The sequence below is a fragment of the Klenkia marina genome, from assembly GCF_900101025.1.
Lineage (GTDB): Bacteria > Actinomycetota > Actinomycetes > Mycobacteriales > Geodermatophilaceae > Klenkia > Klenkia marina.
Genome location: NZ_FMUH01000005.1, coordinates 184,546 through 211,211 on the forward strand (window position 1 = coordinate 184,546; position 26,666 = coordinate 211,211).

The 26,666-nt window shown below is 74.2% G+C and carries 24 protein-coding genes and 1 tRNA gene; 10 read left to right on the forward strand and 15 right to left on the reverse strand.

Annotated features, from left to right (window positions below; translation table 11 throughout):
• Position 1 precedes the first annotated feature (1 nt).
• Both BLP29_RS15350 and metH read right to left on the reverse strand, forming a co-directional pair.
• Positions 2–685 (reverse strand): HAD family hydrolase, encoded by a 684-nt coding sequence (locus BLP29_RS15350; RefSeq protein WP_092806034.1) that lies wholly within the window; start codon positions 683–685, stop codon positions 2–4.
• Complete coding sequence (gene metH, locus BLP29_RS15355) at positions 678–4,487, reverse strand: methionine synthase (protein WP_092806037.1); 3,810 nt, start codon at positions 4,485–4,487, stop codon at positions 678–680. Before metH ends, BLP29_RS15350 begins: the two co-directional genes overlap by 8 nt.
• 147 nt (positions 4,488–4,634) lie before the next feature.
• On the opposite strand from metH, the gene BLP29_RS15360 reads away from it, so the two are divergent.
• Positions 4,635–5,492 carry a PAC2 family protein gene (locus BLP29_RS15360; RefSeq protein ID WP_092806039.1) on the forward strand — a complete coding sequence of 286 codons (858 nt, stop codon included), beginning with the start codon at positions 4,635–4,637 and terminating at the stop codon, positions 5,490–5,492.
• 197 nt (positions 5,493–5,689) lie between these two features.
• Here BLP29_RS15360 and BLP29_RS15365 read toward each other — a convergent pair whose 3' ends face one another.
• From BLP29_RS15365 to BLP29_RS15390, 6 genes are all read right to left on the reverse strand, one after another.
• On the reverse strand, positions 5,690–6,712 hold the full coding sequence (locus BLP29_RS15365) for an HD domain-containing protein (RefSeq protein WP_092806041.1): 1,023 nt from the start codon (positions 6,710–6,712) through the stop codon (positions 5,690–5,692).
• Between the two features lie 4 nt (positions 6,713–6,716).
• Positions 6,717–7,964, reverse strand: coding sequence for a cysteine--1-D-myo-inosityl 2-amino-2-deoxy-alpha-D-glucopyranoside ligase (gene mshC, locus BLP29_RS15370; RefSeq protein WP_092806043.1), 1,248 nt, complete (start codon positions 7,962–7,964; stop codon positions 6,717–6,719).
• A gap of 197 nt (positions 7,965–8,161) precedes the next feature.
• A complete protein-coding gene (locus BLP29_RS15375; RefSeq protein WP_092806045.1) occupies positions 8,162–9,016 on the reverse strand; it encodes an SCO1664 family protein in 855 nt (284 codons plus the stop codon).
• A gap of 32 nt (positions 9,017–9,048) precedes the next feature.
• Positions 9,049–9,600, reverse strand: a complete 552-nt coding sequence (locus BLP29_RS15380; RefSeq protein ID WP_092806047.1) for a DUF3090 family protein — start codon at positions 9,598–9,600, stop codon at positions 9,049–9,051.
• 10 nt (positions 9,601–9,610) lie between these two features.
• On the reverse strand, positions 9,611–10,315 hold the full coding sequence (locus tag BLP29_RS15385) for a histidine phosphatase family protein (RefSeq protein ID WP_092806049.1): 705 nt from the start codon (positions 10,313–10,315) through the stop codon (positions 9,611–9,613).
• 91 nt (positions 10,316–10,406) lie between these two features.
• The gene (locus BLP29_RS15390) at positions 10,407–11,222 is read right to left on the reverse strand and encodes an undecaprenyl-diphosphate phosphatase (protein WP_092806051.1); all 816 of its coding nucleotides are present in this window, start codon (positions 11,220–11,222) and stop codon (positions 10,407–10,409) included.
• A 52-nt stretch (positions 11,223–11,274) separates the two neighbouring features.
• Between BLP29_RS15390 and BLP29_RS15395 the strand changes: the two genes are divergently transcribed.
• The 3 genes from BLP29_RS15395 to BLP29_RS15405 all read left to right on the forward strand — a co-directional run bounded on the left by BLP29_RS15395 (position 11,275) and on the right by BLP29_RS15405 (position 16,003).
• Positions 11,275–12,252, forward strand: a complete 978-nt coding sequence (locus tag BLP29_RS15395; RefSeq protein WP_092806053.1) for an aldo/keto reductase — start codon at positions 11,275–11,277, stop codon at positions 12,250–12,252.
• Entirely contained in the window at positions 12,249–14,171 is a 1,923-nt protein-coding gene (locus tag BLP29_RS15400) for an AAA family ATPase (protein WP_092806055.1), read from the forward strand. Before BLP29_RS15395 ends, BLP29_RS15400 begins: the two co-directional genes overlap by 4 nt.
• Before the next feature lie 209 nt (positions 14,172–14,380).
• Positions 14,381–16,003 carry an ABC-F family ATP-binding cassette domain-containing protein gene (locus tag BLP29_RS15405; protein ID WP_092806057.1) on the forward strand — a complete coding sequence of 541 codons (1,623 nt, stop codon included), beginning with the start codon at positions 14,381–14,383 and terminating at the stop codon, positions 16,001–16,003.
• Here the strand turns inward: BLP29_RS15405 and BLP29_RS15410 are convergent.
• Positions 15,963–16,736: a DUF2470 domain-containing protein gene (locus BLP29_RS15410; RefSeq protein ID WP_092806059.1), complete on the reverse strand. Its 774-nt coding sequence runs from the start codon at positions 16,734–16,736 to the stop codon at positions 15,963–15,965. The two genes, BLP29_RS15405 and BLP29_RS15410, sit on opposite strands and share 41 nt — an antisense overlap.
• Positions 16,737–16,792: 56 nt before the next feature.
• Here BLP29_RS15410 and rpsD point away from each other — a divergent pair, with 56 nt between their 5' ends.
• A complete protein-coding gene (gene rpsD, locus BLP29_RS15415; protein ID WP_092806061.1) occupies positions 16,793–17,407 on the forward strand; it encodes a 30S ribosomal protein S4 in 615 nt (204 codons plus the stop codon).
• Between the two features lie 76 nt (positions 17,408–17,483).
• On the opposite strand, the gene BLP29_RS15420 is transcribed toward rpsD, so the two are convergent.
• The gene (locus BLP29_RS15420; protein WP_092806063.1) at positions 17,484–17,933 is read right to left on the reverse strand and encodes a hypothetical protein; all 450 of its coding nucleotides are present in this window, start codon (positions 17,931–17,933) and stop codon (positions 17,484–17,486) included.
• A 174-nt stretch (positions 17,934–18,107) separates the two neighbouring features.
• Here BLP29_RS15420 and BLP29_RS15425 point away from each other — a divergent pair, with 174 nt between their 5' ends.
• Both BLP29_RS15425 and BLP29_RS15430 read left to right on the forward strand, forming a co-directional pair.
• Positions 18,108–19,226 (forward strand): glycosyltransferase, encoded by a 1,119-nt coding sequence (locus BLP29_RS15425; RefSeq protein WP_092806065.1) that lies wholly within the window; start codon positions 18,108–18,110, stop codon positions 19,224–19,226.
• Positions 19,227–19,374: 148 nt separating this feature from the next.
• Positions 19,375–20,388: an NHL repeat-containing protein gene (locus tag BLP29_RS15430; protein ID WP_092806067.1), complete on the forward strand. Its 1,014-nt coding sequence runs from the start codon at positions 19,375–19,377 to the stop codon at positions 20,386–20,388.
• Here BLP29_RS15430 and BLP29_RS21060 read toward each other — a convergent pair.
• Positions 20,385–20,549, reverse strand: a complete 165-nt coding sequence (locus tag BLP29_RS21060) for a hypothetical protein (protein WP_165839397.1) — start codon at positions 20,547–20,549, stop codon at positions 20,385–20,387. The genes BLP29_RS15430 and BLP29_RS21060 overlap by 4 nt on opposite strands.
• Before the next feature lie 111 nt (positions 20,550–20,660).
• Here BLP29_RS21060 and BLP29_RS15440 point away from each other — a divergent pair, with 111 nt between their 5' ends.
• Entirely contained in the window at positions 20,661–20,864 is a 204-nt protein-coding gene (locus tag BLP29_RS15440) for a DUF5703 family protein (RefSeq protein WP_092806071.1), read from the forward strand.
• Here the strand turns inward: BLP29_RS15440 and BLP29_RS15445 are convergent, their stop codons facing one another.
• Positions 20,865–21,818, reverse strand: coding sequence for an NADPH:quinone oxidoreductase family protein (locus BLP29_RS15445; RefSeq protein ID WP_092806073.1), 954 nt, complete (start codon positions 21,816–21,818; stop codon positions 20,865–20,867).
• Positions 21,819–21,850: 32 nt separating this feature from the next.
• Entirely contained in the window at positions 21,851–22,648 is a 798-nt protein-coding gene (locus BLP29_RS15450; RefSeq protein ID WP_092806075.1) for an SDR family oxidoreductase, read from the reverse strand.
• A gap of 87 nt (positions 22,649–22,735) precedes the next feature.
• On the opposite strand from BLP29_RS15450, the gene BLP29_RS15455 reads away from it, so the two are divergent.
• A complete protein-coding gene (locus tag BLP29_RS15455; protein ID WP_092806077.1) occupies positions 22,736–24,679 on the forward strand; it encodes a sensor domain-containing diguanylate cyclase in 1,944 nt (647 codons plus the stop codon).
• On the opposite strand, the gene BLP29_RS15460 is transcribed toward BLP29_RS15455, so the two are convergent.
• Positions 24,652–25,017: a hypothetical protein gene (locus tag BLP29_RS15460; RefSeq protein WP_092806079.1), complete on the reverse strand. Its 366-nt coding sequence runs from the start codon at positions 25,015–25,017 to the stop codon at positions 24,652–24,654. The genes BLP29_RS15455 and BLP29_RS15460 overlap by 28 nt on opposite strands.
• Positions 25,017–26,348 carry a M20/M25/M40 family metallo-hydrolase gene (locus BLP29_RS15465; RefSeq protein ID WP_092806081.1) on the reverse strand — a complete coding sequence of 444 codons (1,332 nt, stop codon included), beginning with the start codon at positions 26,346–26,348 and terminating at the stop codon, positions 25,017–25,019. Before BLP29_RS15465 ends, BLP29_RS15460 begins: the two co-directional genes overlap by 1 nt.
• Positions 26,349–26,472: 124 nt before the next feature.
• Between BLP29_RS15465 and BLP29_RS15470 the strand changes: the two genes are divergently transcribed.
• A tRNA-Leu gene (locus tag BLP29_RS15470) sits at positions 26,473–26,557 on the forward strand.
• The last annotated feature ends 109 nt before the right edge of the window (positions 26,558–26,666 follow it).

Genomic DNA, 26,666 nt, shown 5'->3' on the forward strand with positions numbered 1-26,666 from the left:
GTCAGCTCCGGGTGGGCACCGGGAGGGCAGCCAGGGTGTCCGGGGTGGTACCCACCAGGGTGCGCGCCTGGGTGAGACCGGGGACGGCGGGCAGGTCCTGCCCCTGCGGGACGACCAGGACCCGGCAGCCGGCAGCGAGGCCGGCGCTGCTGCCGGTGAGCGAGTCCTCGACCACCACGCAGTCCGCGGGCTGCAGGTCCAGCGCGGCCATGGCCTGCCGGTAGGGCGCCGGGTCCGGCTTGCGTGCGGGCACCTCGTCGCCGCAGACGGTGACCTCGAACGGCTCGGCGCCCAGGTCGGCGCGCAGGTGCTGCAGCACGAGGGTGACCAGGGGCCGGTCGGTGGTCGTCACCAGGGCGGTGCGCACCCCCGCGGCCAGGCAGGCCAGGAGCAGCTCGCGCGCGCCGGGCTGCCAGGTGACCGACTGCGCCATCAGCTCGGTGACCCGGGCGATGACCTGGCCGGCGTCGGCGACGGCCTGCTCCGGGGTGCGGTCGACCCCGACGTCGCGGCGGACGACCGCCATGGCGCCGTCCAGGTCCATCCCGGCGGTCGAGGCCAGCGCGGCGGCCGAGACCCGGCCGCCCCACCCCCCGGCCAGCTCCACCAGCGCCTGGTCCCAGTACTGCTCGGTCGCCAGCAGGGTGCCGTCCATGTCGAACAGCACCGCGCTGAGGTCATTCATCCTCGGTCCGGTAGCCGAGGTTCGGGGACAGCCACTTCTCGGCCTCCGCCACGGTCCAGCCCTTGCGTTCGGCGTAGTCGACCACCTGGTCGCGGCCCAGCCGGCCCAGCACGAAGTACTGCGACTGCGGGTGGGAGAAGTACAGCCCGCTGACCGCTGCGCCGGGCCACATGGCCATCGACTCGGTGAGCTCGATGCCGACGGTGGCCTCGACGTCCAGCAGCGACCAGATGGTGCGCTTCTCGGTGTGCTCCGGGCACGCCGGGTAGCCCGGGGCGGGGCGGATGCCGCGGTACTTCTCGGCGATGAGGCCCTCGGGCGAGAGCCGCTCGTCGGCGTCGTAGCCCCAGAACTCGGTGCGCACCCGCTCGTGCAGCCGTTCCGCGAAGGCCTCGGCGAGCCGGTCGGCCAGCGACTCGAGCATGATCGCGGAGTAGTCGTCCAGCGCCGCCTTGAACTCGGCCACCTTCTCCTGGGACCCCAGACCGGCGGTCACCGCGAAGGCGCCCACGTGGTCGCGCAGCCCGCTCGAGGCCGGCGCGACGAAGTCCGCGAGCGACTTGCGGGCCGAACCGTCGCGGCCCTCGCCCTGCTGGCGCAGGTGGTGGAAGGTCGCGGCGACCTGGGTGCGGGCGTCGTCGGCGTAGACGGTGATGTCCTCGACGCCGTCGACCCGGTCGGCCGGGAAGAGACCGAGCACACCGGCGGCGCGCAGCCACCTCTCCTCGATGATCCGGTCGAGCATCGCGTTGGCGTCGTCGTAGAGGCGCCGCGCGGCCTCGCCCGTCGACGGGTTGTTCAGGATGTCGGGGAACCGCCCGCGCATCTCCCACGCGTTGAAGAACGGCTGCCAGTCGATGTACCGGCGCAGCTCGTCCAGCGGGTAGTCGGTGAACACCTTGCGGAACTGGGTGACGTGCCCGCCGCGGTGCTCGCACGAGGCGCCCGCGCAGGCGCTGGGCGACTGCCGGTCCAGCATGTGCGGGCGCGGGGGCCGGTAGTCCGACCAGTCCAGCTGCGGCGCGGCGGCGCGGGCGGCGGCCAGCGGCAGCAGCGACCGGGTGTCCTCGCGGGCGGCGTGCCGCTCGCGCAGCGCGTCGTACTCGGCCTCGGTGGTCTCCAGCAGCTTGGGGCGCTGGTCGTCCGAGAGGAGGGCGGCGACGACCGGCACCGACCGCGATGCGTCCTTCACCCAGATCACCGGGCCGTGGTAGCGCTGGTCGACCTTGACGGCGGTGTGCGCCCGCGACGTGGTGGCGCCGCCGATCATCAGCGGGATGTCGAAGCCCTGGCGTTCCATCTCGGTGGCGAACCCGACCATCTCGTCGAGCGAGGGCGTGATGAGCCCGCTCAGCCCGATGACGTCGGCGCCGTGCTCCTTCGCCGCGTCGAGGATCTTCTGCGCCGGCACCATGACGCCGAGGTCGACGACGTCGTAGTTGTTGCACTGCAGCACGACGCCCACGATGTTCTTGCCGATGTCGTGGACGTCGCCCTTCACCGTGGCCATGACCACGGTGCCGTTGGAGCGGGCCGCGTCGCCGGGCTTCTTCTCGGCCTCGATGTGCGGGATGAGGTGCGCCACGGCCTTCTTCATCACCCGGGCGCTCTTCACGACCTGGGGCAGGAACATCTTGCCGGCGCCGAACAGGTCACCGACGACGTTCATGCCGTCCATCAACGGGCCCTCGATGACCTCGATCGGCCGGCCGCCGCGGGCGGCGATCTCCAGCCGCAGCTCCTCGGTGTCGGTCTCGGCGAACTCGTCGATGCCCTTGACCAGTGCGTGGGTGATCCGCTCGCCCACCGGCAGCGACCGCCACTCCTCGGTGGCGACCTCCTTGACGCTGCCGTCCCCGGCGTAGTCCCCGGCGATCTCCAGCAGCCGCTCGGTGGCGTCGGGCCGGCGGGCGAGGACGACGTCCTCGATGCGGTCGCGCAGCTCGACGGGCACCTCGTCGTAGACCTCGAGCGCACCGGCGTTCACGATGCCCATGTCCATGCCGGCCCGGATGGCGTGGAACAGGAACACCGCGTGGATGGCTTCGCGCACCTTGTTGTTGCCGCGGAAGCTGAACGACACGTTGGAGACGCCGCCGGAGACCAGCGCGCCGGGCAGGTTCTGCTTGATCCAGGCGGTGGCCTCGATGAAGTCCAGCCCGTAGCGCGCGTGCTCCTCGATGCCGGTGGCCACGGCGAAGACGTTCGGGTCGAAGATGATGTCCTCGGCCGGGAAGCCCACCTGCTCGACCAGGACGTCGTAGGCGCGGCGGCAGATCTGCTGGCGGCGCTCGAGGGTGTCGGCCTGGCCGTCCTCGTCGAAGGCCATGACCACCACCGCAGCCCCGTGCTTGCGGCACAGCCGGGCCTGCGCGACGAACTCGTCCTCGCCGTTCTTCAGCGAGATGGAGTTCACGATGGCCTTGCCCTGCACGCACTTCAGGCCGGCCTCGATGACCTCCCACTTGGAGGAGTCGACCATCATCGGCACGCGGCTGATGTCGGGCTCGGAGGCGATGAGCTTGGTGAAGCGGTCCATGGCCGCGACGCCGTCGATCATCCCCTCGTCCATGTTGACGTCGATGACCTGCGCGCCGGCCTCGACCTGCTGGCGGGCCACCGCCAGCGCGGCCGGGTAGTCACCGGCCTTGATCAGGTTGCGGAAGCGGGCCGAGCCGGTGATGTTCGTGCGCTCGCCGACGTTGAGGAACAGCGACTCGGGGACGACGGTCAGCGGCTCCAGCCCGCTCAGCCGCAGCGCCGGGCGCACGACGGCCGGCGTGCGCGGGGCCAGGCCCTCGACGGTCCGGGCGATCGCCGCGATGTGCCCGGGGGTGGTGCCGCAGCAGCCGCCCACCAGGTTCACCAGCCCGGCCTCGGCGAACTCGCGCAGGATCGCCGCGGTCTCCTCGGGCGACTCGTCGTACTCGCCGAACGCGTTGGGCAGGCCGGCGTTCGGGTAGCAGGAGACGAACGTGTCGGCCACCCGCGACAGCTCGGCGATGTAGGGGCGCATCTCGGCGGCGCCCAGCGCGCAGTTGAGCCCCACCATGAGCGGCCGCACGTGCCGCACCGAGTTCCAGAACGCCTCGGTGACCTGCCCGGACAGCGTGCGGCCGGAGGCATCGGTGATCGTGCCGGAGATCATCACCGGCCAGCGGCGCCCGCGCTCCTCGAACAGCGTCTCGAGGGCGAAGATCGCGGCCTTGGCGTTGAGCGTGTCGAAGATCGTCTCCACGAGCAGCAGGTCGGCGCCGCCGTCGACCAGGCCGTTGGCCTGCTCGAGGTAGGCCTCGACGAGCTCGTCGTAGGTGACGTTGCGGGCCCCGGGGTCGTTGACGTCGGGGCTGATGGACGCCGTCCGGCTGGTCGGCCCGATGGCGCCGACGACGAAGCGGGGCCTGTCGGGCGTGCTGGCGGCGTCGGCGGCCTCGCGGGCCAGCCGGGCGCTGGCCACGTTCAGCTCGTAGGCCAGGTCGGACATGCCGTAGTCGGCCAGCGAGATCGTGGTGGCGTTGAAGGTGTTGGTCTCGAGCAGGTCGGCGCCGGCGGCCAGGTACTCGTCGTGGATGCCGCGGATGATCGCCGGCTGCGTGATGCTCAGCAGGTCGTTGTTGCCCTGCACGTCGCAGGGCCAGTCGGCGAAGCGCTCGCCGCGGTAGCCGGCCTCGTCGGGCCGGTCGCGCTGGATCGCGGTGCCCATGGCACCGTCGAGCACGAGGATGCGCTCGGCGAGCAGCGCGCGGAGCTGCTCGGTGGCGTCGGGACGGACGGCGGTGCGGACGTCGGGAGACTGCGGCACGGGTACCTCACGGGGTCAACGGGTGCGGCTCGCCTGCGGGCGAGTCGGCTGCGTTGCGGGGCTCCACGGTGCGACCTCTTCACCCCCATTGTGCACCTCCGCCGGTGGCGGAGGGCGGCAGCGCGCTGGCGACGTAGGCTCGGACGGGTGATCGACCCCACCACCGTCCCCTCCGACCTCCCCCGTCTCGACGACCCCGTCGTCGTGGTGGCCTTCGAGGGCTGGAACGACGCCGGGGACGCCGCCACCGGCGCGCTGGAGCACCTGGAGCTGATCTGGGACGCCGAGCCGCTGGCCGCGCTGGACCCCGAGGACTACTACGACTTCCAGGTCAACCGGCCCCAGGTCTCCCTCGTCGACGGCGTCAGCCGCCGCATCGAGTGGCCCACCACCCGCATCTCCGTGGCCCGCAAGCCCGCCGGGGGCACCCGCGACGTCGTCCTGGTGCGCGGCATCGAGCCGAACATGCGCTGGCGCGGCTTCTGCGCCGAGCTCATCGCCATCCTGAAGGAGCTCGACGTCTCGACCGTCGTCGCGCTGGGTGCGCTGCTGGCCGACACGCCGCACACCCGGCCGACCCCGGTGACCGGTTCGGCCTACGACTCCGAGACCGCGCAGAAGTGGGGCCTGGAGAGCTCGAAGTACGAGGGGCCCACCGGCATCCTCGGCGTCTTCCAGGACGCCTGCGTGCAGGCCGGGCTGCCCGCGGTGAGCTTCTGGGCGGCCGTCCCGCACTACGTCTCCCAGCCGCCCTCGCCCCGGGCCACCGTCGCGCTGCTGCACCGCGTCGAGGAGGTCCTCGAGCTCACCGTGCCGCTGGGCGCCCTGCCCGAGCTGGCCGACCAGTGGGTCAAGCAGGTCGACGAGATGGCCGCCGACGACGACGAGGTCGTCGAGTACGTGCGCTCCCTGGAGGAGCGCGCCACCGAGAGCGACCTCTCCCAGGCCGACGGCGACCAGATCGCCCGCGAGTTCGAGCGTTACCTCAAGCGCCGCGAGCAGTGAGGTGAGGAGCGGGGCCCGGAGGGTCCCCGACGAGCCTCACGGCTCTGCCCGACGACGGGAGGGGTGAGGCACGATCCCCTCCCCGAGGAGGGCGCAGCCACGCTCGTCGCAGGTGGGGAACGGCTCCGGGCCGCGGTGCGGCCCGGAGGGTCGCCGGAGGCATCGTCGGGGACCCTCCGGGCCCCGCTCCTCACGACTCAGGGCAAGAGCGGGCGCATGCGGTTCGTTGCGTCCTCGTCGAAGAGGCGGTCGTGGGTGGTGAGGGCGTAGCGGTCGGTCATGCCGGTGACGTGGTCGACGACCTGGGTCATCGTGTCGGCCTCGGTGTCGCGGTAGGTGTCGGGGATCTGCTCCGGGTGGGCGAGGTAGTGCTCGACCAGCCGGCGGATGACGTCGACGGCCACGTGCTTCTGGCCGGCCGCGACCTCCGAGCCGTAGACCCGCTCGAACATGAACGCCCGCAGCTCGTGCATCGCCTCCAGCGGCTCGGCGGCCATGACCACCCGGCCACCGTCGGCGAGGCTGCCGGCCACGACGGCATCGATCATCGAGCCGACCATCTGGCTGCCCGGCTCGCCGAACACCTGCCGCGCCCGGGTCGGGAGGTCACCGGGGCGCAGCACCCCGGCCCGGACGGCGTCGAGCGCGTCGTGGGACAGGTAGCCGATGCGGTCGGCGTAGCGCACGCACTCGGCCTCGCGGGTGGTCGGCGGCGGGTCGATCTTCCAGCTGTGCGCCCGCACGCCGTCGCGGACCTCCCACGTGAGGTTGAGGTCCTCGAGCCGCTCGACGATGCGCACGCCCTGCGCGGCGTGGTGCCAGCCGCCGGGGACGTAGGGGTCGAGCGCCTCCTCGCCGATGTGGCCGAACGGTGAGTGGCCGACGTCGTGCCCCAGCGCGATGGCCTCGGCCAGCGTCTCGTTCAGCCCGAGCGCGGCCGCCAGCGACCGCGCCACCTGGGTGACCTGCAGCGTGTGGGTCAGCCGGGTGACGAAGTGGTCGCCGTCGGGGTGCAGGAAGACCTGGGTCTTGTGCTTGAGCCGGCGGAAGGCCTTGGCGTGCAGGATGCGGTCGCGGTCGCGCTCGTACGCCGTCCGCAGCGGGTCCTCGGGCTCGGGACGCGCACGCCCCCGGCCGGCGGTCGAGCGGGCCGCGCCCGGCGCGAGCAGCTGCTCGGCCGCCTCGCGGGCGGCCCGGTCGGTCAGCCGGAACGAGGACACGGGACTACAGCGCGATGCCGAGCAGCGCGTCGACGGCGTCGCGGACGACGTCGGGGGCGCCCTCGTCCTGCTCGGCGGGCTCGCCACCGGCCAGGGTCGTGGCGGCCCAGGCGTCGACGGCGGCGATGGCGCCGGGTGAGTCGAGGTCGTCGGCCAGCCGCTCGCGCACGGACGCCAGCACCTCGGCGGCGCAGGCACCCGAGCGCCGGGTGACGGCCTCGCGCCAGGTGGCCAGCCGCCGCTCGGCGTCGGCGAGCAGGTCGGGGGTCCAGGCGCGGTCGGTGCGGTAGTGGCCGCTCAGCAGCGCCAACCGGATGGCCATGGGGTCGACGCCGTCGCCGCGCAGCCGCGAGACGAAGACCAGGTTGCCGCGGCTCTTGCTCATCTTCTCGCCGTCGAGCCCAATCATCGCCGCGTGCACGTAGGCGTACGCGAAGGGCTTCTCACCGGTCAACGACTCGGCGTGCACCGCGGAGAACTCGTGGTGCGGGAAGACCAGGTCGCTGCCGCCGGCCTGGACGTCGAAGCCCATGCCGATGGTGCCCAGCGCGATCGAGGCGCACTCGACGTGCCAGCCGGGCCGGCCCGCGACGCCCTGCGGCCCGGGCCAGGACGGCTCGCCCTCGCGCGCCCCGCGCCACAGCAGGGGGTCCAGCCGGTTGCGCTTGCCCGGGCGGTCGGGGTCGCCGCCGCGCTCGGCGGAGAAGCGCAGCATCGTGGCCTCGTCGTAGCCGCTCTCGCCGCCGAAGCCGGGCGCCTGGGCGATGTCCTGGTAGACGTCGCCGGTGCCGTCGTCGATCGTGTAGGTCAGCCCGGCGGCCTGCAGCTCCTCGACGTGGGCCACGATCTGCGGGATGGCCTCGACGGCGCCGACGTAGTCCTCGGGCGGCAGCACGCGCAGCGCGGTCATGTCCTCGCGGAACAGCGCGGTCTCGCGCATGCCCAGCACGACCCAGTCCTCGCCGTCGCGGTTCGCCCGCTCGAACAGCGGGTCGTCGACGTCGGTGACGTTCTGCACGTAGTGCACGGCGTGCCCGAGGTCGCGCCACATGCGGTTGACCAGGTCGAAGGCCAGGTAGGTGGCGGCGTGGCCCAGGTGCGTGGCGTCGTAGGGCGTGATGCCGCAGACGTACATCTTCGCGACCGGGCCGGGCTGGGTCTGCACGACCTCGCGGCGGGCGGTGTCGTGCAACCGCAGGGCGGGACCGTTCCCGGGCAGGGACGGCAGGAGGGGGGCGGGCCAGCTGAGCACGGGGCGAGCCTACGGCGGGGGTCCGACAGCACCGGGTCCGCACCGGTGCACCCGTCCCGTCGACGGAGCTGCGCGTCCATCAGCGCACTCAGGGCAAGGGATCCCTTCCACCACGCGGAGCGGCCATCCAGTACGGAAGGGCTTCCCTGCCTCGGGCCACCCCCGGCCGGGGACGATCGCCGGCAGGAGGGGCCAGCTCAGAAGGGCGGCCAGGGCAGGGCGGGCCAGTCGCCGCTGGGCTCGGGGTGTCGGCCGGTGCGCAGCAGGTCGGCCACCCGCTGCTGGGTCCGGCGCACCTCGGTGCGGGTCAGGTGCTCGTGCAGCTGCTCACCCAGGTCGCCGCGCAGCTGCTCGGTCAGCCGCTCGAGCACCTCGAGGGCCTCGGCAGTGAGCGGCTGGCCGGCCCAGCGCCACAGCAGGGTGCGCAGCTTGGGGTCGGACGAGAAGCAGATGCCGTGGTCGACGCCGTACACGTGGCCGTCGACCATCGGGATCATGTGGCCGCCCTTGCGGTCGGCGTTGTTCACCACCGCGTCGAAGACCGCCATGCGGCGCAGCGCGGGGACGTCGCGGCGCACGAAGGTGGGCATGTCGACCGTGGGGTCGGCGTGCTGCCACAGCTGCACCATGCCCGGGCCGAACGGCCCGTCGCGAAGCACCGTGGGCGGCACGACCCGCCAGCCGGTGGCCTCGGAGACCAGGTAGGCGCTGATCTCGCGCCCGGCCAGCGTGCCGTCGGGGAAGTCCCACAGCGGCCGCTCACCGCGCACGGGCTTGTAGATGCACTCCCCCGCCAGCCGGTCGGTGCGGATCGCCCCGATGAGGCTGACGTTCGAGGCGTCGAGCAGCCGGCCCTCGAGGTCGAGCTCGCCGTCGAGCAGCAGGGTGCGCGCCTGGGCGTCGTCGGCGGGTCGGTCGCGGTCGCCGTGGTCGAAGGACAGGCCCTCGACCTCGCGGGTCCCGCCGTCCTCGTCCGGCTCGTCGAGGTCGTCGTCGTCCTCGTACTCGTCCTCGGACAGGTCGTCGAGGTCGCCGTCGAGGAAGGCGTCCACCAGCTCGTCCCCCGTCCGCGGCGCCGGCTCGGTCAGCGCCGGTACCCGTTCTGCCGGGGGCACACGTGCCCGGAGGGGTCCAGCGGCATCGAGCACAGCGGGCAGGAGGGCCGGCCCGCCGAGACCACGCGGCGGGCCCGGGCGACGAACCCGCGGGCGGCGGCGGGCGTGATGACCACGCGCAGGGCGTCGGGGCCCTCGTCGGCGTCGGACAGGATGGCGTCCTCGTCGATGGGCTCCTCGCCGGCGGCCACGGCCTCGACCACGACGGCCTGGGCCTCGCCGTCCCAGGCCAGGCCCATGGCGGCGACGCGGAACTCCTCCTCGACCGGGGCGGTGAGCGGGTCGAGGTCGTCGACGTCGGCGTCGGGCGGCACCACGGTGGTGGCGCGGGTGGCGACCTCGTCGAGGAGCTCGCTCATGCGCTCGGCGAGCACCTCGACCTGCGACTTCTCCAGGGCCACGCTGATCACCCGGCCGGCCTCGTCGCTGGCCTGCAGGTAGAAGGTGCGGTCACCGGGCTGGCCGACGGTGCCCGCGACGAAGCGGACGGGGCGTTCGAAGAGGAAGACCTGGCGTGGCACGGCGACGAGGTTACGCGCCGCCGGGGCCCGCGCCGCCCCCGACGACGGCGTCCGAGGAGGCCTTCCGGGACCGGCGGGCCTTCTTCTTCGGCGGGATGAGCGCGCTGACGTCGCCGCCGGAGTCGTTGACCCGCAGCACGAACGGACGGGTCTCGGTGTAGCTGATCACCGAGATCGAGGCGGGGTCGGCGACGATGCGCTGGAAGGAGTCCAGGTGCATGCCGTAGGCGTCGGCCAGCACCGCCTTGATGACGTCGCCGTGGGTGCAGGCCAGCCAGACGGCGTCGGGGCCCAGCCGGGCGTTCCAGTCGCGGACGGCGGCCACCGCGCGCGCCTGGGTCTGCGCCAGCCCCTCGCCCTCGGGGCCGGGGAAGACGGCGGCGGAGGGGTGCTGCTGCACGACCTTCCACAGCGGCTCCTTGAGCAGCTCCTTGATCGGCCGGCCGGTCCAGTCGCCGTAGCGGCACTCCCCCAGCCGGTCGTCGGTCTGCAGCTCGAGCTCGCGCCCGGCCAGCACCGCGCCCGCCGTCTGCTGGCAGCGCTCCAGCGGGCTGGACACGACCGCGGCCAGCGGTACGTCGGCGAGCCGGGCGCCGACGGCGGCGACCTGCTCCTGCCCCTTCTCGTCGAGCTGGACCCCGGGGGTCCACCCGGCCAGCAGCCCGGAGGCGTTCGCCGTGGTGCGGCCGTGGCGCAGGAGGATCACGGTGGTCATCGGGCTTGCCTCCGGTTCACGGCCCCGAGCAGGGGCCCGACGCGAGCTTGCGAGCGGTGGGGAGCTCGGGGTCCTTCCCCGTCCCTCGAGGTTAGGGCGTCAAGACACCGGCGCCGACGGCGGCGAGCAGCAGCAGGCCCAGGACGACCCGGTAGACCACGAACGGGGTGAACGTGCCGCGCTCGAGGTAGCGCAGCAGCCAGGCGATGACGGCGAACCCGACGCCGAAGGCGATGACGGTGGCCAGGACGGTCGGGCCCCAGGCCACGCCGCCGCCGATGGACTCGTAGGCCTGGAAGAACCCCGACCCCAGGACGGCGGGGATGGCGAGCAGGAACGAGTACCGGGCGGCCGCGGCTCGCGAGTAGCCGAGGAACAGGCCCATCGTGATCGTGCCGCCCGACCGCGACACGCCGGGGATCAGCGCGGCCGCCTGGGCCAGTCCGTACAGCACGCCGTGGCCCACGGTGAGGTCGGTGAGCTGGCGCTGCTTGGAACCGATGCGGTCGGCTGCGTAGAGGACCAGGGAGAACACCACCAGGGCGATGGCGATGATCCGCAGGTCGCGGAACGTGGTCTCGATCTGGTCCTGGAACAGCAGGCCCAGCACCACGATGGGGATCGAGCCGATAATGATCAGCCAACCCATGCGGGCGTCGGCCTCGCGGCGCAGCTCCTTGCGCCCCAGGGACAGCGTCCAGGTGCGGATGATGCGCCAGATGTCGTGCCGGAAGTAGATGAGCACCGCGAGCTCGGTGCCGATCTGGGTGATCGCGGTGAACGCCGCCCCCGGGTCGTCCCAGCCGAACAGGGCGCCGACCACCCGTAGGTGCGCGCTGGAGGAGATCGGCAGGAACTCCGTGAGCCCCTGCACGAGTCCGAGGACGACTGCTTCTACCCAACCCACGGAGCGGCAGCCTACGGATGCTCCCTGGGGGTTCCCGGTAGGTTGACCCCTCGTGGAACAGCGGGCGTTGGGGCACAGCGGCCTGGTGGTCTCCCGGCTCGCGCTGGGCACGATGACCTGGGGCCGGGACACCGACGAGGACGAGGCCGCCATGCAGCTCACCGCCTTCGTCGACGCCGGGGGGACCCTGGTCGACACCGCCGACGTCTACGTCGACGGCGAGTCCGAGCGCACGCTGGGCCGGCTGCTGAGCGACGTCGTCCCGCGCGACGACGTCCTGGTCGCCACCAAGGCCGTGGGCCGTACACGCACCGGCGCCATGGGCCGCGGCGCGTCGCGGGGGCACCTGCTGGCCGCCCTCGACGCCTCGCTCGAGCGGCTGGGCCTGGACCACGTCGACCTGTGGCAGCTGCACTCGTGGGACGAGCACACCCCCCTCGAGGAGACCCTGGCCGCGCTGGACACCGCGGTGAGCAGCGGGCGCACCCGCTACGTCGGGGTCAGCAACTTCACCGGCTGGCAGACCGCCCAGGCCGCCACCTGGCAGAAGGCGTGGCCGGGCCGGGCGCCGATCGTCAGCACCCAGATGGAGTACTCGCTGCTGCAGCGCGGGGTCGAGCGCGAGGTCGTGCCCGCCGCCGAGGCGCTGGGCATCGGCCTGCTGCCGTGGTCCCCCCTCGGCCGCGGGCTGCTCACCGGCAAGTACCGGCACACCACGCCCAGCGACAGCCGCGGCGCCTCGGCCCAGTGGTCGGGCTTCGTCGACGGACTGCGCTCCTCGGCCACCGACCGCGTGGTCGAGGCCGTCTGCACCGCCGCGCAGGGCCTGCACACCGTGCCGCTGGCGGTCGCCCTGGCCTGGCTGCGCGACCGGCCCGGCGTCGTCGCCCCCGTGGTCGGCGCCCGCACGGCCGCCCAGCTGCAGGTGAGCCTGGACGCCGAGGAGGTCACCCTGCCCGCGGCGATCCGGTTCGCCCTCGACGAGGTGTCGGCGCCGCACACGTCGTACCCCGACCGCCGTCCCGGATGAGCACGCCCGACCCCGTCTTCGCCGCCTTCACCGCCGCCGGGCTCTGGCCCGGGCTGGGCAAGCGCGCGGCCGCCGAGCTGCCCGGCGCCGGCATCGTGCGCCCGGACGACGTCACCGCCGACAACCTGGTCAAGCTGCCCCGGGTCGGGCGCCAGCGCGCCGAACGGCTGTTCTCCTCCTTCCTCGCCGCGGGCCCCGCCTACGAGGTCGTCGAGATGCTGGCCGCCGCGGGCCTGCCGGCCAAGCTGGCCGCCGGCGTCTCCGACGTCCTGGGCCCCGACGCCGCGCGGCGCCTGCGTGACGACCCGTGGCGGCTGCTGCTGCTCAACCAGGTCACCCTCGCCGACGCCGACCGGCTGGCCATCGCCGTGCTCAAGGGCGCCGACCGGCAGGACTCCCGCCGCGGCCGGGCGCTGGTCGCGCTCACCCTGCGGACGGCGACGCGCGACGGGCACACCGTGCTGCCGGTCGACCAGGTGCTGTCGGCGCTGCGCGCCGAGGGCGTGGACGACGTGGCCGCCGCGGTGGTCGCCGCGGTGGACAGCGGCGACGTCCTGGAGCACGAGCCCCCCTTCGACGAGGAGTCCGAGGACGAACCGGACCCCTCGCTGCGCACCCTCAGCCTGGCCCGGTACGGCATGGCCGAGGACGCCGTGGCCGAGAGCATCGCCCGGCTGGCCGCCACCGCCGAGCCGATCGCGCCGGCCGGCGCGGTGAAGAGCGTGGCCGCAGGGCTGGACCCCGCGCAGAAGGCCGCCGTCGTCCAGGTGCTGTCGGCCGGGGTCAGCCTGCTCACCGGCGGCCCCGGCACCGGCAAGAGCCGCACCGTGGCCAGCGTGGTGAAGCTGCTGCAGGCCAAGGGCACCGAGGTGGCGCTGGCCGCCCCGACCGGCCGGGCGGCCAAGCGGCTCGAGGAGCTGACCGACCACCCGGCCACCACGGTGCACCGGCTGCTGGGCGCGCAGGGCATGACCGGCGGGTTCGCGCGCAACGAGGAATGGCCGCTGGACGCCGACGTCGTGGTGGTCGACGAGGCCTCGATGCTCGACGTCGAGCTCACCGCCGCGCTGCTGGAGGCCTGCCCCGACGGCACCCACCTGCTGCTGGTCGGCGACCCCGCGCAGCTGCCCTCGATCGGCCCCGGGCACGTGCTGGGCGACCTCATCGACTCCGGCGTCGTGCCGGTCACCGAGCTGACCACGCTGCACCGGCAGGCCGAGGGCGGCGCCATCGCGACGCTGGCCACCGGGGTGCGCTCGGGTGAGCTGGTGCAGGTGGCGGCGAAGGACCGCGAGGTCGTCATCGTGCCGGCGCAGGGCAGCGCCGAGGCCGCCCGCCGGGTGGTGCAGCTGGTCACCGACTCGATCCCGCGCGTGCTCTCGATCGACCCGTCGACCGTGCAGGTCGTGACGCCCGTGCACCGCGGCCCGGCCGGGACCATCGAGCTCAACAAGGCCCTGAAGGCGGTGCTCAACCCCGGCGACGGCACGGTGTGGGGCTTCGACGTCGGCGACCGCGTCGTGGCCACCGCCAACCACCTCGACCTCGAGCCGGTGGGGTTCGCCAACGGCGAGGTCGGCGTGGTCACCGGCACCGGCGACGGCACCCTGTCGGTGGACTTCAGCTCCGGCCCCTGCACCTTGCCCACCTCGGCGCTGGGCGACCTCAAGCACGGCTGGGCGATCACGGTGCACCGGGCGCAGGGGTCGGAGTGGCCGGGCGTGGTCGTCGTCCTGCCGCCCGAGGCCGGCGGGATGCTGTCGCGCCCGCTGGTCTACACCGCGCTCACCCGGGCGCAGAAGCACCTGTCGATCGTGCACGCCAGCGGCGCGGCCCTGGCCCGCGCGGTGCGGGAGGTCGACGTGAAGCCCCGCCGCACGAGGCTGGCCGCCCTGCTCCGCGAGCACGTCGAGGCGTAGGCCCCGCCGCCGCTCGCCCCCGCCACCCCACCGCCCGCCGAGGCGAGGGAGCCCCTCCACCACGCGCGGAGCGGATCCGTGGTGGAAGGGATCCCTTGCCTCGGCGGAATTCGGGTGCGCAGCCGGGCCGCGCTGGGGCATCCTCGTCGTCGTGCTGTGACACCTCGCCCTCCGCCCCCTCCCCCGGCGAACCCCCGCGAGGTCCTCCCGTGTCCATCACGCTCAACGCCCTGTCCTTCTCCTGGCCCGACGGCACCCCGGTGCTCGACGGCATCGGCGCGACCATCGGGCCCGGCCGCACCGGGCTGGTCGCGCCCAACGGCGGGGGGAAGTCCACCCTGCTGCGGCTGATCACCGGCGAGCTCGCCCCCACCGCCGGGTCGGTCACGGTGGACGGCGTCCTGGCCCACCTGCCGCAGGACCTCCCGCTCACCGCGGCCGGCACGGTCGCCGACGTGCTCGGCGTCGCCCCGGTGCTGGCCGCGGTCGCCGCTGTCGAGCGCGGGGACGCCGACCCGGCGCACTTCGACACCATCGGCGAGGACTGGGACGCCGAGGAGCGCGCCACCGCGCAGCTGGACCGCCTCGGTCTCGGCGACGTCCAGCTCGACCGGCCCCTCAGCACGCTCAGCGGCGGCCAGGTGGTCGCCGTCGGCCTGGCCGGCCGGTTGCTCCGCCGTCCCGACGTCCTGCTGCTCGACGAGCCGACGAACAACCTCGACCGCCGCGAGCGCGACCGGCTGGCCGGCGTCGTCGAGGCGTTCGCGGGCACGCTGCTGGTGGTCAGCCACGACCGCGAGCTGCTCCAGCGCATGGACCGCACCGCCGAGCTCACCCGTGGCTCGCTGCGCACCGTCGCCGGGGGGTTCGGCGAGTGGGAGGCCGTCGTCGCCGCCGAGCAGGCGGCCGCGGAGCGGGACGTGCGGGGCGCCGAGCAGGCGTTCAAGCGCGAGAAGCGGGAGCGCCAGGAGGCCCGCGAGCGGGCCGAGCGGCGCAGCTCGTCAGCGGCCCGCCGGGCCCCGGACGCCGGCATCCCGAAGATCCTGCTCGGCGCCCGCGTGCGCCGGGCCCAGGAGTCGGCTGGTCGGGCGATGAGCACGCACGGCGCCCGGGTCGACGACGCCCGCGCCCGCCTGGACCGCGCCGAGGCAGCCCTGCGGGACGACGCCGTCATCGCCCTCGAGCTGCCCGGGACCCGCGTACCGGCCGGCCGCACCGTGGTGGAGGCCGAGGGGGTCCACGTCCGCGGGCTGTTCCCGGGCGGGGTGGACCTGGTGCTGCGCGGACCCGAGCGGGTGGCGCTGGTCGGCGGCAACGGGTCGGGCAAGACCACGCTGCTGCGGCTGCTGGCCGGCGAGCTGCCTCCGGACGCGGGCACGGTGGCCCGGGCGCAGGGGCGGGTGGCGTACCTGTCGCAGCGGCTAGACCTGCTCGACCCCGGGGTGACCGTCGCCGACGCGCTCGCCGCGACCGCGCCCGACCGCCCGGAGTCCGAGCGGCTCACCCTGCTGGCCCGCTTCCTGTTCCGGGGCACGCGGGCGCACCTGCCGGTGGGTGCGCTGTCGGGGGGCGAGCGGCTGCGGGCGACGCTGGCCTGCGTGCTGTTCGCCGACCCGCCCCCGCAGCTGCTGCTGCTCGACGAGCCGACCAACAACCTGGACCTGACCAGCGTCGCGCACCTGGTGGGTGCGCTGCGCGCCTACGAGGGGGCGCTCGTCGTCGCGAGCCACGACGAGCGCTTCCTCGCCGAGCTCGCGCTCGACCGGCGGGTGGAGCTCTCGGGCGGGCGACTCAGTCCGTGGTCCGGCAGCACCGCTTCGCCGCGCACATGAGCCGGTGCACGGCCGGGCCGAGGTCGGCCTCGCAGGTCACCGGGGCGTCGAAGGGCACCCGGACGTCGCGGTGCCCCCGCGCGCCCTCGATGCGCAGCCGGAAGCCGGCCCGGTCCAGGCCCAGCGGACGCACGACGTCTCCCGCGGCCAGCCAGCCGCCGGGGATCCGCGAGCGCAGCAGCGCCAGCTCACCGGGGTGGTCGGCGTCCAGGTGCTGCAGGGCCGACGCCTCGACCGCGACCAGCGGGTCGGGGGCGGCCGCGGCGTAGTCCTCGGGGGTCAGCTCGACCGTGGTGCCGCTCTCCCCCAGCACGACCTCGGCGAGGTCCATGCGCAGCAGCACCGCGCCGCGGCCCACGTCGAGCAGCGCGCCGGCGGGCTGCACCTCGGCGAACGCCAGCGCGACGGCCCGCTCGTCCTCGGCGCGCACGGTGGTGAGCCAGCCCGACAGCCACAGCTGCGCCCGCACCTGGTCACGCAGCGGGACGGGGGCGTGGTCGGTGACCATCAGCAGGGCGGGCAGGTCCCCCTCGGGGGCGGACCAGACCACGTGGAGCAGCTCGCCGTCCTCGGGGACGACGAGGAACACCTGGCCGGCCCGGGTCGTGGCGTGGGCGAGCACCCGGGAGCCGGAGACGCCGGCGGCGCAGACGGCGGCCGAGGGGCGGCAGGCGACGCTGCGGGCGCGCTCGGCGGCGCTCGGCCGGACGGCGGACGGGGTGGTCGACGTCATCGTGGGTCCTCGCTTCGGGTGTGAGTAAGGTGAGGCTAACCGAATGAGGAGGACCCGTGAACACCCCCCGACCGAAGGTGCGCCTGTCCCGCGCGCTGGGCATCCCGCTGACCCCCAAGTGCGTCAAGTACTTCGAGCGGCGGCCGTACCCGCCGGGCGAGCACGGCCGCAAGCGCAAGAGCACCAGCGACTACAAGACGCGGCTGCTGGAGAAGCAACGGCTGCGCGCCCAGTACGACATCAGCGAGACCCAGCTGCGGCTGGCCTTCGACCGGGCGAAGAAGCAGGGCCGCAACACCGGCGCGAAGACCGGCGAGGCGCTGCTGCTGGACCTGGAGTCGCGGCTGGACGCCACGGTGCTGCGTGCCGGGTTCGCCCGCACGATCTACCAGGCCCGCCAGGTCGTGACCCACCACCACGTCACCGTCAACGGGCGGCGGGTCGACCGGCCGAGCTACCGCGTCGAGCCCGGCGACGTCGTCGCGATCGCCGAGCGCAGCAAGCCCAAGCAGCCCTTCCAGGTCGCCGCGAGCGGCGCGCACGCCGAGGCGCCGAAGTACCTCGACGTCCGCCTGGCCGAGCTCACCTGCTTCGTGGCCCGCCGGCCCCAGCGCAGCGAGATCCCCGTGCAGTGCGAGGAGCAGCTGGTCGTGGAGCACTACTCCCGCTGATCGACCAGGCCCGAGCCCGACGGTCCGCCTCGTCGCGGTGTGCGGATTCTCGCCCCGCACACCGCGACGAGCCGGGTCAGTCGGAGTTCCGCCGCAGCGCCCGGCGAGGGCCGACGACCGCCCAGCCCGTGGGGATCAGCCACACCAGTCCCCACACGTAGGCGGAGTCCCACCGCTCGGTCAGGACGACGAACACCAGGACACCCACCGCCGCAGCGACCCACAGCAGCCCGGAGACGACCTGCCACTGCCGGGACCGCGAGGTGGGACGAGGTGCGGCCTCGGCGGCCAGCTCGACGACGGCGGCGCGCTCGGCTGGGTCGTCCAGGCGCTTGCCCCACAGCACCGCGTTCTCCACCCGAGCCATCGCGGCCGGTCCGAGCCCGTGCCGGCGCATCGTGTCGCCGAACGGGTCCCGCTCGTGACCCGGCCTCGACCGCGACCAGATCGCCCGCCGGCTCCACCACACGGCGACCACCGGGAGCCCGACGAGCAGCACCAGCACGGCACCGATCGCCCAGCCCATGGGCGAATGATCACGCACGCCCCACCCCCGGACCCGTCGATCATGCAGCAGGAGCACCTCGACACGCCGGTGGACGGCGTGTCGAGGTGGCCCAACTGCATGATCAACGCGTTGGGCAGGTGGGGGACACCTCCTCGACACCCCTCGGCCAGGTCGGGCCCCCACCGTGGGGCGGTGCGCATCGTGCTCGTGGCCAACCTGCACCACCCCACCTCCGGCGGGCTGCGGACCGCGGTCGACCGGCTCGCCCTCGGCTACGCCCAGCGCGGCCACGCGGTCGCCGTCGTCGTCCCGGGGGCCCGCACCGCCGGCGACCCCGCCGACGTGGGGCCCGGCACGGTCACCCGGCTGACCCTGGCCGCCCCGCGCGTCCCGGGCACCGGCGGCTACCGGCTCATGGACCCCTGGCGCGTGCGCCGGCTGCTCGACCAGCTCGGCCCCGACCGCATCGAGGTCTCCGACCGGACGACGCTGCGCGGGCTGGGCAGGTGGGCCGCCGACCGCGGCGTGCCCACGCTGGTGCTCGCCCACGAGCGGCTGGACCGGCTGCTCACCCAGTGGCTGCTGCCCCCGCGGGCCGCGCGCCGGGTCGCCGACGCCGCCAACCGCCGCACCGCGCGCGGCCACGACCTGGTGGTGTGCAGCACCGACTTCGCCGCCGAGGAGTTCGCCCGGCTGGGCACGGAGGTCGCCCAGGTACCGCTGGGCGTCGACCTGCGCACCTTCGCCCCCGACCGGTTCGACGCCCGGCTGCGTGCCGAGCTGCTGGACCGCTCCGACGTCCTGCTGGTGCACTGCGGACGCCTGTCAGCCGAGAAGCACCCCCAGCGGTCGGTCGACACCCTGGTCGACCTCCGGTCCCGCGGGGTGCGCGCCACGCTCGTCGTCGTCGGGGACGGACCCCAGTCGGCCAGGCTGCGGGCCGCCGCGGCGGGCCTGCCGGTGCGCTGGCTGGGTCACGTCGCCGACCGCGGCCGGCTGGCCGCGCTGCTGGCCAGTGCGGACGTCGCCCTCGCGCCGGGGCCGCACGAGACGTTCGGGCTCGCGGGGCTGGAGGCGCTGGCCTGCGGCACCCCGGTCGTCGCCTCGGCCAGCTCGGCGCTGCGCGAGCTGGTGACCGGCGGGCAGCACGGCGCGGCGGTGGCCGACGACGCCACCGCCTTCGCCGACGGGGTGCAGCGGGTGCTGGCGCTGCCGGTCGACGTGCGCAGGCAGGCGGCACGCGCCCGGGCCGCCGACTTCCCGTGGTCGGTCGCGGTCGACCGGATGCTCGACCTGCTGCCGGCCGCGTGATGCTCGGCCCCTGCACAATTGATCATGCAGAACGGCAACGCCGACCCGCCGACGGTGCGCACGCCACCGTTGCAGTTCTGCATGATCAACGCGAGCGTTCTCGTTGCGCCGCCCTGCGGTCGACCCGGGGAACCCGCACGGTGGACCGATGCGCCGCACCGCCGCCGTCCTGCTCCCCCTCGCCCTCCCCCTTGCCCTCGTGCTCGCCGGCTGCTCCTCCGGCGGGGACGACGCCGCCCCCGCCGAGCAGCCGGCGAAGGCCGCCGAGCCGGCCGACTCCCCCGAGCTCACCACCGACCCGGCCGGGACGGTCGTCGACCTCGACCCCGACGCGGAGGGGATGGTCTTCGACCCGGTGACCGGGCTGCTGGCCGTCGCCGTGCGGGACCCCAACCGGCTGGTGCTGACGAACGCGGACGGCGTCGTCCAGCGGGAGGTCATGCTGCCCGGGCACGCCCGGCACCTGCAGCTGGCTGCGCCCGGCGGGCCGGTGCTGGTGCCCGCCGAGGACTCCAACACCCTGGTGCAGGTGGCGCTGCCCGGCGGCGAGGTCACCGAGACCGAGGTCGGGGACTACCCGCACGACGCCGCGCAGGTCGCCAGCGGCCAGATCCTGGTCGGCGACGAGATGGGGGGCACGCTCTCGGTGGTCACCGACGGCGAGGTCACCCAGACCTTCGACAGCCAGACCCAGCCCGGTGGCGTCGCGACGGTGGGCGACATCGCCGGCGTCGTCGACGTCGGTGCCTTCACCATCACGACCTACGACGTCGCGGCCGGCGAGCTGCAGACCGTGCTCGACGCCGGCGACGGGCCCACCCACGTTGTGGCCGACGGCCAGGGGCGGTTCCTGGTCGCCGACACCCGCGGTGACGCGATGCTGGTCTACGGCTCCGACCCGCTGGAGCTCACCGAGACCTACCCGCTCGACGGCAACCCCTACGGCCTGGCGTACGACGCCGCCGACCAGGTCGTCTGGGTGACGCTCACCGCCACCAACGAGGTCGTGGGCCTGTCGACCGCCGGTGACCAGCTGACCGAGGTCGCCCGGTTCCCGACCGTCCGCCAGCCGAACACGGTCGCGGTGGACCCCACGACCGGCCGGGTCTTCGTGGGCAGCCGGGAGACCGGGCAGCTGCAGCTGGTCGACGCCCGCGGCTAGCGGCGGTCGTCGTCCTCGTCGTGCGGGACGGCGGTGGCCTGCTCGGCGAAGTCGGCCGGGTCGACCTCCAGGCCGGGGGTCGGCTCCGGACCGGTCTCCTCGGTGACGGCCAGCTGCTGCTCCAGCACGTCGGCCTCGGGCACGTCGACGGGTTCGGTCACGGGTTCCTCCTCGTCGTTCGACATCACGGACCCCTCTGTCCTGTCCCGGCGCGCAGCGCTCGACACGTCCACCGGGTGACCGGGTGGGGATGAGCTGGCACCATCGGACGGGTGTCGATCACCGGAGACTGGGAGTACGCCCCGCTGCGCATCCCGCTGGGCACGGGTCGCTCGGCGGCGGCGCAGATGATGGCGCTGCAGAGCGAGGTCGGCGGGTGGGAGCTCGACCGGCTGCAGCTGTTCGCCGACGGCACCCGGCGCGTGGTGATGCGCCGCCGCGCCCGCCTCAGCTACCTGCCCCGTCCGGCGGTCTGACTACGGGACCAGCACGACCTTGCCGACCGTGCCCCGGTCGCCGAGGGCGACCAGCGCGGTCTGCGCCTGGTCCAGCGGCAGGGTCTGGCCGATGAGCGGGTCGATCTTGCCCTCGGCGAACAGCAGGCACAGCTCCTCGTGCACCTGGCCGATGCGGGCCGGGTCCTTGAGCCGGTACAGGCCCCAGTGCAGGCCGAGCACCGAGTAGTTCTTCACCAGCAGGTGGTTGGCCTTCGCCGCGGGGATCCGCCCGGAGGTGAACCCGACGACGACGATGCGGCCCTCGAAGGCGATGCACTTGGTCGAGCCGTCGAACACGTCGCCGCCCACCGGGTCGTAGACGACGTCGGCGCCGTGGCCGCCGGTGATCTCCTTGACCCGGGCGACGAAGTCCTCGCTGGAGTAGTCGATGACGTGGTCGGCACCCATCTCGGTGCACACCTGCGTCTTCCTCGCCCCGCCCGCGGTGGCGATGACCCGCGCACCGGCGGCCTTGCCGAGCTGGATCGCCGCGGTGCCCACCCCGCCGGCGCCGGCGTGCACGAGCAGCCACTCGCCGGGCTGCAGAGCCGCACGGCGGTGCAGGCCGACGTAGCCGGTCTGGTAGGTCAGGTACAGCGAGGCGGCCTGGGCATCGCTCATGCCGTCGGGCACCGGCCAGGCGAAGGCCTCGTCGACGACCGCGTACTCGGCGAACGCGCCGGGCCCGCCGGCCGGGGAGCCCAGGATGCGACTGCCGTCGGGCAGCTGCCCGCACAGCTCGACGCCGGGGGTGAACGGCAGCGGGGGCTTCTCCTGGTAGGTGCCCTGCGCCATGAGGATGTCGGGGAAGTTCAGTGCCGCGGCGAGCACCTTGACCTTGACCTGGCCGGGGCCCGGTTCGGGCTCGGGCACCTCGTCGAGGGTCATGACGTCGACCGGGTCACCGAGGGAGTGCACTCGCCATGCGCGCATGGTCCCGACCTTGCCAGATGCCGTGGGGGCGGTCACAGCGGGCCACGCAGGTGGGCGGGCACGGCGGCCGAGCCGCCATCGGCGGTCTTCGCCGCGGGGACGCCCTTGAAGCGGTACGGGATCGCCCCGACCCCGGGCTGCACGACGTAGGCGGCACCCGGGTCGGCGCCGGCCCAGGCGGCCTGCATGGCGGCGGCCACCTCGTCGGCGCTGAGCACCGGGAACTCGGCGGCCTCGAAGTGCTCGCGCCAGGGGTCGATGATGGCGGTGTCGGCGAACCCGGGGCAGATCGCCGAGATGGTCGTCCCCTCGGCGTGCAGCACCGGCCCGATCGAGCGCACGAAGGCGACCGCGCCGCCCTTGGCGATCGAGTAGGCCTGGTCGGTGGGCATGGGCGAGAGGCCGGCCAGCGACGCGGTCACCACGATCGACCCACCGCCGGCCCGGCGCAGCGCCGGGCGGGCCGCGTCGGTGCCGAAGACCACCCCGTGCAGGTCGACCGCGATGACCCGTAGGTAGTCGGCGACGTCGAGGGCATCGGTGCCGGCCGAGCTGGCGATGCCGGCGTTGAGGAAGGCGGCGTCCAGCCGGCCGTGCTCGGCCTCGACGTCGGCGACGACGCGCTGGTTGGCGGCGTGGTCGGTGACGTCCAGGACGGCGAAGCCGACGCCGAGCTCGGCGGCCACCGAGCGGTTGCGCTCGGAGTCCAGGTCGGCGAGCACCACCCGCACGTCTGCGTCGCGCAGCCGGGTGGCCAGGGCGCGACCGAAGCCTCCCGCGCCGCCGGTGATCAACGCGACGGACCCGGGCCGGGGAGTGTGCTCGCTCATGCCCGGCATCGAAGCACGGGTGGGACCTGCATCACCCGGAGGGGTGGGCCGGGTGCACGACGGGCCCCGGGCGGCCGATGAGGTGGCGTGACCAGAGGTGCCCCGAGCTCCCCCGCGCCCGTGCGCAGCGTGGCCTTCGCGCTGCTGCTCGCCGCCGCCGTGCTGCTCGGCCGGTGGGCCGTCGTGCCCGGCACCGGGGTCAACCTGGTGTGGCCCGCGGCCGGCGTCGCCGCGTTGTGGTTGCTGGTGCAGCACGGCCGGCGCACCGCCCTCCTGGACGCCGTCCTGCTGGTCGGGGTCGTGGTCGTGGTCGACGTCGCCACCGGCATGGGCGCGGTCGCGGCCGTGGCGCTGGGCCTGGTGAACCTGGGCCAGGCAGCGCTGTTCGGGAGCGCGTTCCGTCGGTTGGCCGCGCCCGGGCGACCGGGCCCGCTGCTGCTGGACATGCGCGACCTGACGGCGCTGCTGGTGTCGGCCGGGCTCGCCTCGACCGTCGCCGCGGTGGCGGGGACGCTCGTGCTGCAGCTGGTCGAGGGAGGCGCCTCGGTCGGTGCCGCGCTCGTCTGGCAGGCCCGCAACGGCGCAGCGATCCTCGTCCTGGTCGCGCTGGGCCTGCGGGTGCGGCAGCTGCTGCTGAGCCGACGCGGCGTCGAGCACCCCGACCTGCTCCCGTTCCAGGTGCCGCGCGGCTGGCGGGCCGTCGAGCTCGGGCTCGCCGTGGTGGCCTCGGTGCTGGGCAACCTGGGCGTCTTCCTCTGGATGCCGCAGTACCCGATCGCGTTCCCGTTGTTCGCCCTGACCGCCTGGGTGGCGCTGCGCTTCGACACCGGCCTCACCGCGCTGCGCACGCTCGCGGTGGGCGTGGTCGCCGTCGTGTTCACCGTGCAGGGGCACGGGCCCTTCGCCGCGGTGGACGACGTGCTGGCGCGGGCCGGCATCGTGCAGGCGTACGTCGTGATCGGCGCGGTGCTCGGGCTGGCGCTGTCGCTCACCCGGGACCAGCGGCTGGTGCTGACCGCGCGGTTGCGCGCCGCCGCCGCCTACTCCGAGGAACGGCACCGGCAGGTGCGGGTGCTGGCGCAGGCCTCGCGCACCGTCCTGCTCGCCGACGACCCCCGCGCCGCGGTGTGCGCGGCGGTGCGCGAGGCGGTGGGTGCCGACGGGGTCTACCTGCTCGAGCCCGACCCCGACGGGCGGCTCACCTCCACCGCGGCGGTGGGGATGGACCTCCCGCCGCTGTCGTTCGACCTCGACCCCCCGACGTCGCTCACCGCGCGGCTGTTCCACCAGGCCACGCCGCACTTCTCCGCGGACGTGACCACCGAGCCGGGCGTCTCCCCCGCGGTGGTCGACGACCTCGGCGTCGTGTCGGCCGCATGGCAGCCCGCGGTGCTGGTCGACGACCGGGTGGTCGCCGTCATCGGGGTGTTCTGGCGGGTCCCGGTGCCCGACCTTTGCGACACCACGCTGGGGATCCTCTCCGTGCTGGGCACGGAGGCCGCCCGGGCGATCGAGCGGGGCAACCTGCTCGAGCAGCTGGCCCGCGCCGCCGACCGCGACCAGCTCACCGGCCTGGCCAACCGGCGTCGGTGGGACGAGCTGTCCACCGTCGAGGTGTCCCGGGCCCAGCGCACCGGGCTGCCCCTGACCTTCCTGCTGCTCGATCTGGACCACTTCAAGGTCTTCAACGACACCCACGGCCACCAGGCCGGCGACGTCCTGCTCCGCGAGTTCGGCGCCGCGGCCGGCGGCTGCCTGCGCGACGGGGACCTGATCGCCCGCTGGGGCGGTGAGGAGTTCGCCGTGGCACTGCCCGGCTGCAGCGCCGACCAGGCCCTGGTCGTGGCCGCACGGATCATCGCCGCGGTGCCGCTGGGCCAGAGCGCCACGGTGGGCGTCGCCGAGTGGGTCCGCGGGGAGTCCGCCGCGCAGACGCTCTGCCGCGCCGACACCGCGCTGTACGAGGGCAAGCGGGGTGGTCGGGCCCGGGCGGTGCTGGCCGGTCAGCCGGGTGTCGTCGTCCCGTCGTGACGGGCGGCGGCGACGAAGGCCGCCGTGGTGGCCTCGTCGTCGAGCACCGTGAAGCGCAGGGTGCTGCCGTCGACCCAGGCCGACAGCTCGCGCCGGGTGGCGGTCAGCCGGCGCACGGTGCGGACGTCGACGCCGGTCACCTTCGTGAGCGGGACGCTGGCCAGGGTGGGCTGGCCGATGAGCTGCGCGTGCGCCAGCCACAGCCGCCTGCCGGCGACGCCGAGGGCCTGCGCGGTGCCGGGCACCGGCACCCGGCCCTGGGTGACGCGCAGGACGGTGACCGGCGCGAACCCGTCGGTGGTCAGCTGCCCGACCAGGAAGGCGACCAGCGCGTCCACTAGCTGGCGCGCAGGAACCGGTCGAGCACCCGGACGCCGAACTGCAGGCTCTCGACCGGCACCCGCTCGTCGATGCCGTGGAAGAGGCCGGCGAAGTCGAGGTCGGCGGGCAGCCGCAGCGGCGAGAACCCGAAGCAGCGCATGCCCAGGGTCTCGAAGCTCTTGGCGTCGGTGCCGCCGCTCATGGTGAACGGCACGGGGCGGGCGCCGTCGTCCTCGGCCTTGAGGGCGGCGACCATCTGCTCGACGAGCGGGCCGTCGAACGTGGTCTCCACGGCCTGGTCGTGGGTGATGTACTCCCGCGTCACGCCCTCGCCGAGCAGCTCGTCGATCTGGGCCTCGAAGGCCTCCTCCTGTCCGTACAGGAACCGCCCGTCGATGGTGGCGCTGGCGCTGCCGGGGATGACGTTGGTCTTGTAGCCGGCGTCGAGCATCGTGGGGTTGACCGTGTTGCGCAGGGCCGCGCCGATCATGCGGCTGATCGAGCCCAGGCGGGACAGCGCCTCGTCGGGGTGGTCGACGTCGATCTCGATGCCGTAGGCGTCGGAGACCTCCTCGATGAACTGCTTCATCGGCGGGGTGAGCACGGTGGGCAGCCGGGTCGACCCGATCCGGGCCACGGCTGCGGCGAGCTTCGTGACGGCGTTGTCGTCGTGCACGAACGAGCCGTGGCCGGGGCGGGCCTGCGCGGTGAGGCGCATCCAGGCCAGGCCCTTCTCGGCGGTCTGGATGAGGTAGAGCCGCAGGTCGTCGCGGACGGTGAGGCTGAACCCGCCGACCTCGCTGATGGCCTCGGAGACGTTCTCGAACAGGTCGGCGTGGTGGTCGACCAGGTAGTGGGCGCCGTACTTGCCGCCGGCCTCCTCGTCGGCGACGAAGGCCAGCACGACGTCCCGCGGGGGCTTGACCCCGGTGCGGGCCCAGTCGCGCACGAGCGCGAGGGTCATGCAGTCCATGTCCTTCATGTCGACCGCGCCGCGGCCCCAGACGTAGCCGTCGCGCTGCTCGCCGGAGAACGGGTCGACGCTCCACTCGCGCTTGTCCGCCGGGACGACGTCGAGGTGCCCGTGGACCAGCAGGCCGGGGCGGTCGCGGTCCTCGCCGGGGATGCGGGCGACCAGGGAGGCCCGGCCCTTCTCCGACTCGTGGATGACCGAGTCGATGCCGACCTCGTCGAGCTTGCCGGCCACCCACTCGGCGGCCTGCCGCTCGCCCTTGCTGGTGGTGGTGTCACCGGTGTTGGTCGAGTCGATGCGGATGAGCTCGCTGAGCAGGTCGGCCACCTCGGCCTGGGCGCGCTCGAGCGGGGCGGGTGCAGTCGTCTCGGCCATGCGCCCGATGGTGCCACCGCCGGTCTCCCCCGGCCGACCCGCGCGGGTCCGAGGGGGTGCGCAAACCGTCGACCGGGGTCCCGTATGCTTCTGCACGGCCGCGCCGCAGAGCGCTGGTCCACCTGTCCGGGTGGCGGAATGGCAGACGCGCTAGCTTGAGGTGCTAGTGCCCTTTATCGGGCGTGGGGGTTCAAGTCCCCCCTCGGACACAGATCAACCCCGGAGTTCCCGCACGTCAGGAGCCCGGGGTTGCGTCGTCCCGGGCCCGGTCAGCCGGTGCGCGGTGCCGCTCCTGCCCCGGGCTGTCGGACCCCTCCG